The sequence below is a fragment of the Xanthomonas sp. LF06-19 genome (assembly GCF_034105425.1).
In the GTDB taxonomy this organism is placed as follows: domain Bacteria; phylum Pseudomonadota; class Gammaproteobacteria; order Xanthomonadales; family Xanthomonadaceae; genus Xanthomonas_A; species Xanthomonas_A sontii.
In genome coordinates, this window is sequence record NZ_JAXGGH010000003.1 from 247,111 (window position 1) to 260,901 (window position 13,791).

Below are 13,791 nucleotides of genomic sequence, written 5' to 3' on the forward strand. Positions count from 1 at the left end.
AGCTGGCAATGCCGCACCGGCGCGGCATCGCTATTGTGCGTGCGGATCGAAGTACGCCGTCCACGATATCGGCGCGGCGCGCAGGCTGGCCGCGTGCCGGAACGCGGCCATGGCTTCGGCCTGCTGGCCCACGTTGAGCAAGGCCACGCCCAGATTGAAGTAGGTACTGCGATCGTCGGACTGCAAGCGCACGGCGCGGCGCAGTGCCGCCGCTGCCCGCCGGTAGTGCCCGCGATCGCACAGCACCGCGCCCAGACAGGTGAGTGGGCGTGGATCGGCGGGTGCCGCTCTGGCCGCGGCGCGCACAAGTGTCTCGGCCTCGGCCAGCAGCGCATCGGCACGCTGCGGCTCCCGGAACGCTGCCATGACCAAGGCCTTCGCCTGCGCGAGGCGGTCGTCGGGCACGGATGCGCTCATGCCGGCACACCGCAGGCCGGCGTCCCGCCTGCCCCGCACGCGAGCGGCAGGACGACGAGCCCGCTGCGCACCAGGACGACGTGGCGTGCAGCGGACTGCAGGTCCGCGTGCGCCATGCCTCAACCCGGCAGCGGCGCGCCCAGCGCCGGCGGCTGCGGCGCGGTCAGGCGCTCCACCAGCAACTGCTCGATGGCGGCCACGTCGACCTCGCGCACCACCTGCTGCGCCTGCTCGCCCAGGCCCGGCTGATAGCCCGGCGCCCACGACAGGATGTCGCCATAGCCGGCGCCGAACTCGGTGTTGGTGTCCACGTACAGCGTCTCGCTGACGGTGGCCAGTTCCGGGCGCAGCCACACCGCGGTGGCCAGTTCGTCCCACATCGGGAAGCCCGGCTCGCGCCGGCGCAGCGCATGGCCGATCGGCGTGTCGGCGGCGCCCATCCGCGCCAGCAGCTGCGGGGTCAGTTCGGTGGCGGTGGACGGATCCACCGGCACCATCACCATGCGCCGCCACGGCGCGCGCATCACGATGCTGGCCGCCTCCGGATCCCAACGGATGTTGAATTCGCGCCGCGGCGAATTGACGAACTCGCGCGCGAACTGCGCCGCCGAGACGCTGTCGCGGCGCTGCCGCGGATTGAGGCTGCCGCCCATGTACACCAGTTCCTTGGCCAGGCTTGCGAATTCGGGGTCCAGCCGCTGCGCCAGGGCCAGGTTGGTCAACGGCCCGGTGGCGACGATGCTGACCTCGCCGGGGAACTCGCGCACCTTGCGGATCATGAACAGCGCCGCCGGCTCGCTGGCCGCCTGCACCACGGTGGGATTGCCCAGCGGCAGGTCCGGGACCACGTCGTGCGCGTGGTAGCGCGGCGCGCTCTGCACGGTGTCGTGCTCGACCCACTGCCGGGTCCAGGCGCCCTTCCACAGCAACTTGCCGTACAGCGCTTCCCAGCGTTCGGTGGCGACCTCGCTGTTGAGCAGCGGGAACACCGGGCCGGGCAGCACCGGCACTTCGCCACGCCCGGCGATCTCGAGCAGGCGCCGGGTATGCGCCAGCGCTTCGTCGCGCCAGATGTTGCCGCTGACCACCGAGATGCCCAGCACCTCCACCTCGGGCGATTGCAGCAGCAACAGCTGCGCAGGAGTGAAGCCGTCGATGTCGTCTTCGAGGATGACCCGGCGGCGCGGGGCGGCGGTGCTGCTGGCGGAAGCGATTGGCATGAGGCGGGACAATGGTGGCGGAAGGGGAACGACCGGCGCGTCGGGTGCGATCGACGCGGAACGACGCGACACGTCGAACGCAAGCGTCTGCGACGTGCCGCACGGGCGCTAGGGTAATCGGGTTTGCGCGCACTGCCACGCACGACGAGGCACTGCCGGGTCGCGCCCGTGCCCATTCGTGACGCGTGCGCGCGCGGACGCCGTGGGCAGCCGCGTAAACTTGCGCGGCCGCAACCGAACCAGGGAAGGACTGCATGCACGACCGAACCGACCGCACCGATCCACCGCCCGCACGTGCGCAGGTGCGCGTGCCGTTGCTGGTGCGCACGACCTCGCCGGTGCATTTCCTGCTGGCGCTGCTGCTCGGCGCCAGCCTGCAGCACGCGCTGCCGTTGCCGTTGCCGCAGGGCGCTGCACTGGCCTGGCTGCAACTGGGCGGCGGCGCCGTCGCGCTCGCCGGCCTGCTGCTGGCGTGCTGGTGCTTCGTGCTGTTCGCGCGCGACCGCACCACCCTACTGCCCGAGCGCGCGCCCTCGCACCTGGTCTGCCACGGGCCCTACCGGCTGACCCGCAACCCGATGTACGTCAGCCTGACCCTGAGTTACCTCGGCCTGAGCGTGCAGATCGGCTGGCCGTGGTCGGCGCTGTTGCTGCCCTTGCCGCTGCTGGCCTTGCAGTGGGTGGTGATCCCCTACGAGGAAGCGCGCCTGCGCGAGCGCTTCGGCAGCGCCTATGCGCGCTACTGCGCGCAGGTCGCGCGCTGGCTGTAGCCACTGGCCGCGTCGGCATGCCTCAGCGCGCCAGCCACCAGGCCGCCGCCGCAGCCAGCAACAGCGCCAGCAGCACCCAACGCCAGGTCCCGCCACGGTCGCCGGCGGCCACGGTCGAGGCAGCCCCCAGCGTCGGCGCCAAGCGCAGATGCCGCTGCACCATCTCCAGCGCCTCGCGCAGCGACATGTCCGGATAGTGCTCGAACACCAGCTTGGCGGCCGTGCGCCGCTCGCCGCGACGCAGCGCCAGTTCCGCCGCCGGCGGCAGGCGCCGTTCCTCGGTCGCTACCGGCGCCTGCGCCCCGGTCGCCGACGTCGCCCCCGCTGCCGCACCGGAGGCGTGGCGGTCGAGCATCTCCGTCACCGTGCGCGCCGCGCCGGCCAGCAGCCAGGCATCGACCTGCTCCTTCGCACTGCGCAGGTCCATGCCACTGTGCGCGCGCAGCAGCTTGATCGCCTTGATGATCTGGCCCTGCGCGAGGGCATCGGCGACCTGTGGCGGCGGCGGGTTCGGGTTCATGTCGCAGGTGCTGAGATGGGGGCGCGTCAGTCTTGCCGCTGGCCGGTTAAGCGGCCGTGGCAGCGCGCGGCGGCGGGTGGCGACACCCTCACGCATCCATCATTCGGCTCCCCTAAAGATCGGCGCATGAAGATCGAAATCTGGCAAGGCGACATCACCCAGCTCGACGTGGACGCGATCGTCAACGCCGCCAACGAGTCCCTGCTCGGTGGTGGCGGCGTGGACGGCGCCATCCACCGTGCCGCCGGCCCGGAATTGCTGGAAGAATGCCGGCGCCTGCCGGAACTCAAGCCGGGCGTACGCTGCCCGGTCGGCGAGGTGCGCGCCACTGCGGGCCACCAGCTCAAGGCGCGGCATGTGCTGCATACCGTCGGTCCGGTGTGGCGCGACGGCGCCCACAACGAACCGGCCCTGCTGGCCAACTGCTACTGGCGCGCCCTGCGCATGGCCGAACAGATGGGCCTGCACTCGGTGGCGTTCCCGGCGATCAGCTGCGGCGTCTACGGCTACCCGCTGCACCAGGCCGCGCGTATCGCGGTGGCCGAGACCGACGCATGGCAGCGCGCGCATGCGGTGCCCAAGCGGATCATCCTGGTGGCCTACAACGACGCCACCGCCAAGGCGTACCGGCAGGCACTGCGCGACGCGCAGTGCGCCACTGCAGCCTGAGCGGCCGACCCGGACGCTGGCAGCCCCGGCGGATATACCCGCGACGAATCACCACAGGGCCTACGCTCCACCCGGGCGCAGGCACGCCCTGATTCACTGAGATGGCGGCCGCCCAGCGCCCGGCGCTGGCACAGCGTGCTGTGGGGATTATCCCGACACCGTGTCAGGGGACCGCGCAAAGAGTGATCGCGCGCTCAGATTCGCTCAGATTGATCGGCGGTGGGAAGGCTACATTGCGCGAGCCTCAACCCTAACGCCACCTTAACATCATGACGATTTCTTGCCGTCCGCGTCCGAGTACGCTGGCGAATGCTCTGTTCGTGCTTCCGTGGGCCGCCGGCCTGGCCTTGACGCTGACCTGCGCGACGGCACTGGCCCAGGAGGCCGCCCCGGCCACCGGCACCGGCACCACCGACGCCGCGGCGCCGATCGAGGTACAGGCGATCCGCGTCACCGGGGTCGGCGACCATCCGCGCGAGCAGATCGATCCGGCGCGCCTGCAGGCGCTGGCCGACGCGCGCCTGCGCGCACTCGGCGGCGGCACGCTGCCGGCCCAGCTCAGCTTCGCGCAACTGCAGCAGATCGCCGACACGCTGACCCAGGCCTACCGCCAGGCCGGCTTCCTGGTCGCCCGGGCATATCTGCCGGTGCAGACCCTGGGGCTGGACCAGGTGGTCGAGATCCGCGTGGTCGAAGGCCGGGTCGGCAAGATCACCGTCGAGGGCACGCGCCGCTACGACGACCGCCTGATCGCCAGCCCTGCCCTGGCCCTGCAGGGCCAGATCCTGCGCCAGCAGGATCTGCAGTCGGCGCTGCTGTACACCCGCGACCTGCCGGGCGTGTCCGCCACCTCCGTGCTCAAGCCCGGCGCCAACCCCGGCGAGACCGACGTGGTGATCCAGGCCAGCGAGGAGCGCCCGCTGCAGGTCAGCGTCGGCGCCAGCAACTACGGCACCCCGAGCATCGGCCGCTACCGCGCGCAGCTCGGCGTGGACTGGAACAACCCGCTCGGTCTGGGCGACCACCTGTCGGCCAGCTATGCCTATGCGCTGGATCCGGCCAATACCTGGCAGGGCAGCCTCGCCTACCAGGTGCCGATCGCCGGCGTCGACGGCCTCAGCGCCAGCGCGTCCTACACGCGCAGCGTGGTCAACCTCGACAACGGCGCGTTCGCCGCGCTCGATATCCAGGGCCCGACCCAGCAGAGCGCGCTGGGCCTGGACTGGAAGTTCGTCAATTCCGATGCCTGGCGCGTGCAGAGCTGGCTGCACCTGGTCAAGGAAAGCTCGCGCCTGCAGGGCCTGGGCGTGCTGCTGTCCAAGCAGAAATTCGACGTGGCCGAACTCGGCACCAGCGTGCGCCACGACGACCGCCGGCTCCACGCCATCGACCTGCTGCAGCTCAGCGTGCGCGGCGCGCTCGACGACGATTCGCCGCAGACCGATTACCTGTACGCCCGCCACGACCGCCACTTCACCGTCGCGCGCCTGAGCTACACCCGGCTGCAGGGGCTGACCGCCACGCAGCGCCTGCAGTTGCGGGTCAACGGCCAGTACAGCGACGACACCCTGACCCCGCTGGAGCAGTTCTCGCTGGGCGGACCGACCAGCGTGCGCGCCTTCCCGCTCGGCGCCGCGCTCGGCGACCGCGGCTTCGACTCCGGCCTGGAGTACCAGGTGGACGCACCAGGCTTCGCCAGCGCCGCCTCGCCGTTCGGCGGCCGCGCCTGGGGTCAGCTGCTGACCGCCAGCGTGTTCTACGACTACGGCCGGGTCTACCCGAACGGCGCCAACCGCGCGGTGTACGACAGCGTCACCACCTTCGAGGGCGCCGGCGTCGGCCTCAGCTTCCGGCTGCCCGACTGGCACGGACTCTCGTTCGATCTGGCCGCGGCCAAGCCCACCGGCACCACCAAGCCGGGCGACGGCAAGGATGTGCGCTACTGGGCGCGCTTCGGCCTGACCTTCTGACCTGGGGATCTCCATGAACCGCATCTACCGCCTCGTCTTCAACCGCCACCTCGGCGTGCTCCAGGTCGCCTCCGAAGTCGCCACCGGCCACGCCGGCGCCACCGGCACCGGCGCGGCGCGCCTGGCCGCGCCGCTGCTGCCCTTCGCCCTGGCCTGTGCGTTGGCCGCGCCGGCCCACGCCAGCGGCGTGCCGTCGCTGTCCAGCGCCACCGGCGCCACCGTGTCGCAGAACGGCGGCACGCTGCAGATCGACCAGAACGCGGCCAAGGCGGTGCTGAACTGGAACAGCTTCAATGTCGGCAAGGACGCCAGCGTGGTGTTCGTGCAGCCGTCCAGCTCGGCGGTGGCGCTCAACCTGATCGACGCCAGCCGCGGCGCCAGCGTCATCGACGGCAGCCTGCGCGCCAACGGCAATGTGTTCCTGATCAACTCCGCCGGCATCCTGTTCGGCAACCACGCGCAGGTGAACGTCGGCGGCCTGGTCGCCAGTTCGCTGGGCATGGCCGGCGACGACGACAACGGCTACCTGCTCGCGCGGGGCGACCATGGCGCCGCCAGCGTGGTCAACCAGGGCAGCATCCGCGCCGGCAACGGCGGCTCGGTCAATCTCGTCGGCAACCATGTCGCCAACCGCGGCAGCATCAGCGCCGACGGCGGCGCCATCCGCCTGCTCTCCGCCGATCAGGTCAAGGTGACCATGGACGCGGCCGGCGCGATCGGCATGCAGATGGTCGCGGCGGCCAGCCAGTCGATGGACGGCGCGGCGGCGGCGGTGGAGAACAGCGGCACGCTGCGCGCCAATGGCGGGCAGATCCTGCTGCAGGCCGGCAGCACCGGGCTGTCGCAGTTGCTGGTCAACAACACCGGCGCGCTCGAAGCCACCGGCATCGACACCTCCGGCGGCAGCGTGCGCCTGGTCGGCAGCGGCGGCGACGTGGCCAGCAGCGGCCGCATCGATGTCTCCGGCACCCACGGCGGCAGCGTGCAGCTGCTGTCCGATGGCGCGGTGAACGTCGCTGGCCGCATCGACGCCAGCGGCACCGCGGCCGGCGGCAGCGTGCGCATCGGCGGCGGCTACCAGGGCGGCGAACAGTTGCAACACGCCAGTGCGGCCACGGTCGCCGACGGCGCGCTGCTCGATGCCAGCGCGACCGGCCAGGGCAACGGCGGCTCCATCGTGGTCTGGTCCGACGGCCACACCGCGGTGCATGGCGCGCTGCGCGCCAACGCGGCCGGCAGCGGCAGCGGCGGCCTGCTCGAAACCAGCGGCCACACCGTCGACTTCTCCGGCATCACGGTCGGCGCCAAGGGCGCCGGCCCCGGCAGCGCCGGCACCTGGCTGGTCGACCCGGAAGACCTGACCGTGGACAGCGCGGCCGCCAGCACCATCAGCGGCGCGTTGAACGGCGGCACCAACGTCACCCTGCTCACCTCCAGCACCAACGCCAGCGGCCCGGGCACCGTGAGCAACGGCAGCGGCGACATCAACGTCAATGCGGCGATCGGCTGGAGCGGCAACTCCACGCTGACCCTGGACGCCTACCACAGCATCTATCTCAATGCCGCCGTCACCGCCACCGGCAACACGGCCGGCCTGGTGCTGAACTACGGCGGCTACACCGACAACGGCACCGTCGGCGGCACGGGCGACTACTACGTCAACACCCCCGTCTCGCTCGGCGGCGCGCACGCCAGCCTGGCGATCAACGGGCAGGCGTACACGCTGATCCACTCGCTGGCCGACGCGGCCACCTATTTCAACAGCCCCGGCGCCTATGCGTTGGCCCAGGACATCGACCTGGCCGGCGTCACCCGCAGCAGCGCCCTGGTCTCCTCCTTCCAGAGCAAGCTGGCCGGCCTGGGCCACAGCATCAACAACCTGACCATCTCCGGCGCCAGCGGCTACGTCGGCCTGTTCGGCACCACCAGCAGCAACAGCCTCATCCGCGATGTGCATCTGGGCAACGTCTCCATCTCCGGCGGCTATTACGTCGGTGGCCTGGTCGGCTACGGCCAGGGCGCGATCAAGAACGTCACCGTCGACGGCAGTGTGACCGGGAGCTCCGGCGGCGTCGGCGGATTGGCCGGCTACAACCTGGGCTTGATCGACAACAGCGCGTTCGCCGGCAGCGTCAACGGGCAGAGCGCCGTCGGCGGCGTGGCGGGCAACAACGTCAGCGGCACGATCCGCAACACCCACAGCACCGGCAGCGTGACCGGCAGTTCCTCCAACACCGGCGGCCTGGTCGGCTACAACGACGGCGGCAGCCTGACCAACACGTATTCCACCAGCAACGTGAGCGGCACCGACTATGTCGGCGGCCTGGTCGGAACCAACCAGAACGCCGGCTCGATCAAGAACAGCTACGCCAGCGGCAGCGTGATCGGCACCAGCTCCACGGTCGGCGGGCTGGTCGGCATGAACTACCAGAGCACCATCGCCAACACCTACGCCACCGGCAGCGTCACCGCAACGGCCTCGGTGGGCGGGCTCGTGGGCGTCAATAACGCGGGTGGTGCCAGCGTCAGCTCCAGCAGCGTCAGCAACAGCTACGCCACGGGTGCCGTCATCAGCACCAACAACAACAACGTGGGCGGACTGATCGGCGCCAATTCGGGCAGCGTCAGCAATGCGTCGTGGGACGTCGACAGCACCGGCCAGGCCAATGCCATCAGCAGCGGGGGCGGCGGCAGCGCCACCAATCTGACCAGCTTCGGCAGCAACAACCGTTACAGCCACAGCACCTACGGCAATCTCGGTACCTGGGCGTTGCTCGCCGGCACCAGCAACGTCTACGTCGCCAGCGATGGCGTCGGCAGTCCGGCCTGGATCATGATCGAGGGGCAGACGCGCCCGTTCCTGGCCAGCGAGTACAGCACCACCATCGGCAACGCACACCAGTTGCAACTGATGGCGTACAACCTGGCGGCCAACTACAGCCTGTCGGCCGACATCGACGCCAGCCAGACCGCCGGCAGCAACGCCAGCGGCATGTGGAGCAGCGCCGGCTTCAGCCCGGTCGGCGACAGCAACAACGCCTTCACCGGCAGCCTCGACGGCGCGAGCCGCGCGATCTCCGGGCTGACCATCGCCCGCGGCGGCACGTCCTACGTCGGCCTGTTCGGCAACACCGGCGCTGCCAGCCGGATCGTCAACCTCGCCCTGACCGGCGCCACCGTCACCGGCACTGCCTACGTGGGCGGCGTCGCCGGCTTCAATGCCGGCACGCTCAGCGGCATCCGCGTCACCGGCACCATGAACGGCACCGGCAACTTCATCGGCGGCCTCACCGGCTACAACAACGCCGGGACGATCACCGGCGCGCAGACCAGCGGCAGCGTGGTCGGCAGCGGCGGCCCCTACAGCGGCAACTACGTCGGCGGACTGATCGGCAGCAACGCTGGCGGCACGATCAACGCGTCGTCCTCGTCGAGCACGGTCTCCGGCGGCAGCAGTGTCGGCGGCCTGGTCGGCAACGACTACCAGGGCAACTACAGCAACGTGCAGGCCAGCGGCAGCGCGACCAGCACCAGCACCGCCAGCGGCGACCATGTCGGCGGGCTGATCGGCAACGCCAATCAGAGCCAGATCCAGAACGCCTCGGCCAGCGGCAACGTCACCGCGACCACCACGCATGCGGGCGGTCTGCTAGGCCAGGCGTCCACCGCTACCCTCACCAATGTGCAGGCCAGCGGGAGCGTCTCCGGCTCGAACTACGTCGGCGGGCTGATCGGAGTGGCGAACAGGGGGACCATCACGAACGCGCACGCGACCGGTGGCGCATCGGGAGTCAACTATGTCGGCGGACTGGTCGGTAACCTCTTCAGCACAAGCCTCAGCGACGCTTACGCCGTCGGCGATGTTTCCGGCACGTCGTACATCGGCGGGCTGGTCGGGTACAACTCACGAGGCAGCCTGGCCCGTGTCTATGCCACTGGTTTCATCGCCGCCACCGAGTATGCGGGCGGCCTGGTCGGTTACAACCTGACCGGCACCATCAACGCGGCCTATGCCGGCGGCCGTGGCGTGATCGGCACCGAGTATCTCGGCGGTCTGGTCGGCTATAACGATGGCGGCATCATCAACGCCAGCTACGCCATCGGCGACATAGGCGGCAGCAACGCCGTCGGCGGCCTGGTCGGCACCAACAGTGGCACGATCAACGCCAGCTTCTTCGCCACCGACATCGGCGGTAATCCGATCAACGCCGGCCTGCGCTTGGCGGGCAGCAACACCGGCAGCATCGATGCGATCAGCGGCGGCAGGTCCTGGAGCGCGTTGAACACGCTGTCCACCTTCACCGATGCCGGCTGGGCGATCGACAACCGCGGCGGCACCGGCCAGACCTGGCGCCTGTACGAACACATGGGCACGCCGCTGCTGCGCAGCTTCCTGACCCCGTTGACGATCAGCACCAGCCTCTCCGGGCTCGACAAGACCTACGACGGCAACGGTGTCAGCGGCACGATCTCGTCCTACACGGCCGGCGGCGCCTTCAACCCCAGCCTGCTGTTCGGATCGTCGCTGCGCTACGCGACCGCAGGCAATGGCGTCGGCAGCTACACCACCGGCAACGGCATGCTGCAGATCGGTGGCCTGGCGTCCTCGCAGCAGGGCTACGACATCGGCTACATGGTCTCCGGCGGCATCGCCATCACCCCGGCGACGCTGACGGTGACGGCGACCTCGGGCTCCAAGACCTACGGCAGCACCCTCAACCTCAGCGGCTACCGCGTTTCCGGTCTGATCGGCAGCGACAGCGTCTCCGCGGTCGCGCTGAGCAGCGCGGGCGCCGGTAGCGGCGCCGCAGTGGGCAACTATGCCGTCACCGCCTCCGGGGCGACCGGCGCCGGGCTGTCCAACTACGTCGTCAACTACGTCGACGGCAGCCTGCGCGTCGATCCGGCGACGCTGCGCATCGTCGCCAACGACGCCAACAAGACCTACGGCGGCACCGTCAACCTCAGCGGCTACAGCGTTTCGGGCCTGCTCAACGGCGACACCGTCTCCGGCGTCGCCCTGGGCAGCGCCGGCGCCGGTGCCGGCGCCGCGGTCGGCAACTACGCCATCACCGCCTCCGGCGCGACCGGCGCCGGGCTGTCCAATTACGTCGTGACCTATGTCGATGGCAGCCTCCGCGTCGATCCGGCCACCCTGCGCATCGTCGCCAACGACGCCAACAAGATCTATGGCGGCACCGTCAACCTCAGCGGCTACAGCGTTTCGGGCCTGCTCAACGGCGACACCGTCTCCGGCGTCGCCCTGGGTAGCGCCGGCGCCGGTGCCGGCGCCGCGGTCGGCAACTACGCCATCACCGCCTCCGGCGCGACCGGCGCAGGGCTGTCCAATTACGTCGTCAACTACGTCGACGGCAGCCTGCGCGTCGATCCGGCCACCTTGCGCATCGTCGCCAGCGATGCCAGCAAGACCGTCGGCAGCACCGCCACCCTCACCGGCTACCGTGTCTCCGGCCTGCTCAACCGCGACACCGTCTCCGGCGTCGCCCTGAACAGTGCCGGTGCAGGCAGCGGCGCTGCGGTCGGCAACTACGCCATCACCGCATCCGGCGCCACCGGCGCAGGGCTGTCCAACTACACCATCAGCTACGTCGATGGCCTGTTGAACGTGGTCGCCGGCAGCGGCGATGGCGGCGGCGCCGCTGTCCAGTTGCCCACCACCACCGTGCAGGCGATCAACACCTCGGTCGCCGCCGCCACGGTGACCAGCGATGCCGGCAGCACGACAGAGACCAGTCCGCAAAAGGCCGACGAGACGGCCAGGCAACTGGCGGCCGCGGCACACGGCGGCAGCAGCGGCACCGTGACGGCCGCCACCGACTCGATCCTGATCGTCGACGGCGGCATCCGCGCCCCGGCGGTCGCCTGCAGCCCGGGCGCGTCCAACGCCTCCGCGGACAGCTGCATCATCCGGCAGTAGCCGGGAATGACCTGACGACACCGCGCGGCGGTGTCGTCGGGTCATGGCACCGCTTTCGTCACGGCCCTCGCCGGCACACGAATCGGCACCGGGCTCTCTGCACGAACGCGCGGCGATCGGTCGCCGCCGCGCCCGATTGTTTTTGCTGTTGGCGCAGAGCGTGCGTCGGGATACGCACAGCCGCCTGCGATCAGGCCTCCGTCGCCGGCGGCACGCGCGACACTGCGAGCTGTGCATCCGGGCGGCGCGGCAGCAGCAATACGAAGCAGACCGACTCGTCGGGTGCCTGCCTGGCCAGGCCGACCCATCCCCCGAGACGCTCGGCGATGCGCCGGACCAAGTACAGACCGAGCCCCGCGCCCGGCGCATGCCGCGCGCTTTCGCCGCGGTAGTACTTCTGGAACAGCCGCTCGCGTTCGGCAGGCGCGATGCGTTCGCCCGGATTGGCGACCTCCAGCCGCAGCCCTCCGGCACTGCCGCGGACCCGCACGCGGATGGCCATGCCCGCCGGGCAATGGCGGTCGGCATTGGCGAGCAGGTTGCGCACGGCCACCCGCAGCAGTCCGGTGTCGGTGAGCAGACCGTCGTCGTCGGTGAGAACCTCGCAGACCACGCGCTGCGGCGGGAAGTCACCGCACAGGTCGTCGAGCAGGACGCGCAGGGCGCACGGCTGCAGCCGCAGTTCCGAGGCCGCCTCGCCCATGCGGTCGTCGGCGAGATACTCGTCCACCAGCGCCAGCAGCCGTTGCGCCGCGTCGCGGATGTTGCCGCAGCGCACGCGATTGCGTTCCGGTGGCGCATCCAGCTTGCGCGCCAGCTGTTGCGCCGAGGTCATGATGACGGCCAGCGGCGTGCGGAACTCGTGCGACACCATCGCCACGAAATCGCGTTGCTCCTGCATGACCTTGCGCTCGGTCTGCAGCAAGCCGCGCAGGTCGTTCTCCAGCGCCTGCCGCCTGCCGATTTCGTTGCGCAGCTCTGCGGTGCGCAAGGCCACGTCACGCTCCAGCGCCAGACCGTGCCTGCGCGCGAGTGCCACCGCGGCCTCGGCATGCCGCCGTTCGCGCAATCGGCGCTGCCGCTCGTAACGACCGATGAGGAACACGCTCAGCAGCGTCATGTGCAGCATGGTGCCGAACGTGGTGGCGTACTGGGTCCACGCATTGACCGGGACGAATCCGAGATTGCGCAGGAAGCCCAGCATCACCCCCAGATAGAACGGAAAGAACGCGAGCACGAAGAACAGCGCCGGCCGATAGCGGCGCCACAGCAGGTGCAGCCCCAGCCCCGCCAGCAGCAGGATCTCCAGCAGACCCAGCGACTGCACCGGCTGCATGCCCCAGGCGTAGTGGCCGGCGAGCACGAACACGGCGCACCCCAACGCGACCGCCCACAGCAGACGTGTGCCCCAGCGCACCAGCCGCGGATGAAAGGCGCGCAGGTTCAGTTGCCGGCTGGCGACCTGGAATCCCACCGGCAGACTGCAGGCGATGCTGATGCCCAACAGCGTGTCGCTCCACGCCATCGGCATGCCGGTGACCTGCTGCACCAGGCCGATGGACATCGCTTCGTTGAACACGCAGCCGCCGAGATAGGCCACGAACAGGCCACTCATGCGCGCGCGCGTGGCGAGCCAGAACAGCACGTGCAGGCACAGCAGCAACAGGTAGAAGCCGAAATACAGGCCGAACTGCAGCCCCTCGCGCCGCGAGTGGTTATCGAAGGGCAGCCGTTGCCAGACGTCCAGACGGGTGACCATCGCGTTCTTGCTGCGCAACCGCAGCAGCACCTCGTAATCGCCCGCATGCGTTGGCGCGAACTGGAAGACCGGGCTGCGGTAGTCCACCGGCCAATCGCGCCGCGGCACGCGCTCGCCGCTGTCCCCCAGCGCGCGCCAGGCACCGCCCTCGGGCCGCACGTAGGCCTGCACGTCGTCGAGCAAGGCATTGCTCAATCGCACCATCCAGCCGCCGGGCGGTACACTCTGGACATGAACAGGCAGGCGCAGCCACACGGCACCGTCGGCGAATCCCGCGTTGAGGCCGTCGGGCAGCCGGGTCCAGCCGGTCGCGGCGGCGGCCTGCACCACGTCCAGTCGGCCGTGCGGATCGTCCAGGCGCTGCAGATACCCGCTCGCATCCTGGTGCGCGCTGGTCAGCGGCAGCGCCGCGACCGCGGATGGCGCCGCGTCGGCGGCCACGGCCACGCCCACCACGAGCCATGCGCCCACCAGCCAGCGCCACCATTGCGCCATCATTCGCCATACCGCACCCTTGCCAGCCGATGA

8 protein-coding genes are annotated in these 13,791 nt (G+C 70.3%); 4 read left to right on the plus strand and 4 right to left on the minus strand.

The genetic code is table 11. The features are described from left to right. Positions 1-30: 30 nt before the first annotated feature. Positions 31-417 carry a tetratricopeptide repeat protein gene (locus SLW55_RS08055; RefSeq protein ID WP_152239952.1) on the minus strand — a complete coding sequence of 129 codons (387 nt, stop codon included), beginning with the start codon at positions 415-417 and terminating at the stop codon, positions 31-33. Between the two features lie 119 nt (positions 418-536). Next, positions 537-1,637 (minus strand): nucleoside hydrolase, encoded by a 1,101-nt coding sequence (locus SLW55_RS08060; protein ID WP_320744929.1) that lies wholly within the window; start codon positions 1,635-1,637, stop codon positions 537-539. Between the two features lie 254 nt (positions 1,638-1,891). Here SLW55_RS08060 and SLW55_RS08065 point away from each other — a divergent pair, with 254 nt between their 5' ends. Next, positions 1,892-2,407, plus strand: coding sequence for an isoprenylcysteine carboxylmethyltransferase family protein (locus tag SLW55_RS08065; RefSeq protein WP_267092709.1), 516 nt, complete (start codon positions 1,892-1,894; stop codon positions 2,405-2,407). A 22-nt stretch (positions 2,408-2,429) separates the two neighbouring features. On the opposite strand, the gene SLW55_RS08070 is transcribed toward SLW55_RS08065, so the two are convergent. Then, complete coding sequence (locus SLW55_RS08070) at positions 2,430-2,927, minus strand: hypothetical protein (protein WP_320744930.1); 498 nt, start codon at positions 2,925-2,927, stop codon at positions 2,430-2,432. Between the two features lie 126 nt (positions 2,928-3,053). Between SLW55_RS08070 and SLW55_RS08075 the strand changes: the two genes are divergently transcribed. The 3 genes from SLW55_RS08075 to SLW55_RS08085 all read left to right on the plus strand — a co-directional run bounded on the left by SLW55_RS08075 (position 3,054) and on the right by SLW55_RS08085 (position 11,504). Then, positions 3,054-3,596: an O-acetyl-ADP-ribose deacetylase gene (locus SLW55_RS08075; protein WP_152181057.1), complete on the plus strand. Its 543-nt coding sequence runs from the start codon at positions 3,054-3,056 to the stop codon at positions 3,594-3,596. Positions 3,597-3,916: 320 nt separating this feature from the next. Further along, entirely contained in the window at positions 3,917-5,566 is a 1,650-nt protein-coding gene (locus SLW55_RS08080) for a ShlB/FhaC/HecB family hemolysin secretion/activation protein (protein ID WP_320744931.1), read from the plus strand. 13 nt (positions 5,567-5,579) lie between these two features. After that, positions 5,580-11,504 carry an MBG domain-containing protein gene (locus SLW55_RS08085; protein ID WP_320744932.1) on the plus strand — a complete coding sequence of 1,975 codons (5,925 nt, stop codon included), beginning with the start codon at positions 5,580-5,582 and terminating at the stop codon, positions 11,502-11,504. A gap of 190 nt (positions 11,505-11,694) precedes the next feature. Here the strand turns inward: SLW55_RS08085 and SLW55_RS08090 are convergent, their stop codons facing one another. Further along, a complete protein-coding gene (locus SLW55_RS08090) occupies positions 11,695-13,734 on the minus strand; it encodes a sensor histidine kinase (protein ID WP_320744933.1) in 2,040 nt (679 codons plus the stop codon). Between the last annotated feature and the right edge of the window lie 57 nt (positions 13,735-13,791).

What these genes read in the sequence shown, in the direction of transcription:
- SLW55_RS08055 (WP_152239952.1), bottom strand. Translation starts at nt 417, where the DNA reads ATGAGCGCATCCGTGCCCGACGACCGCCTCGCGCAGGCGAAGGCCTTG.
- SLW55_RS08060 (WP_320744929.1), bottom strand. Translation starts at nt 1,637, where the DNA reads ATGCCAATCGCTTCCGCCAGCAGCACCGCCGCCCCGCGCCGCCGGGTC.
- SLW55_RS08065 (WP_267092709.1), top strand. Translation starts at nt 1,892, where the DNA reads ATGCACGACCGAACCGACCGCACCGATCCACCGCCCGCACGTGCGCAG.
- SLW55_RS08070 (WP_320744930.1), bottom strand. Translation starts at nt 2,927, where the DNA reads ATGAACCCGAACCCGCCGCCGCCACAGGTCGCCGATGCCCTCGCGCAG.
- SLW55_RS08075 (WP_152181057.1), top strand. Translation starts at nt 3,054, where the DNA reads ATGAAGATCGAAATCTGGCAAGGCGACATCACCCAGCTCGACGTGGAC.
- SLW55_RS08085 (WP_320744932.1), top strand. Translation starts at nt 5,580, where the DNA reads ATGAACCGCATCTACCGCCTCGTCTTCAACCGCCACCTCGGCGTGCTC.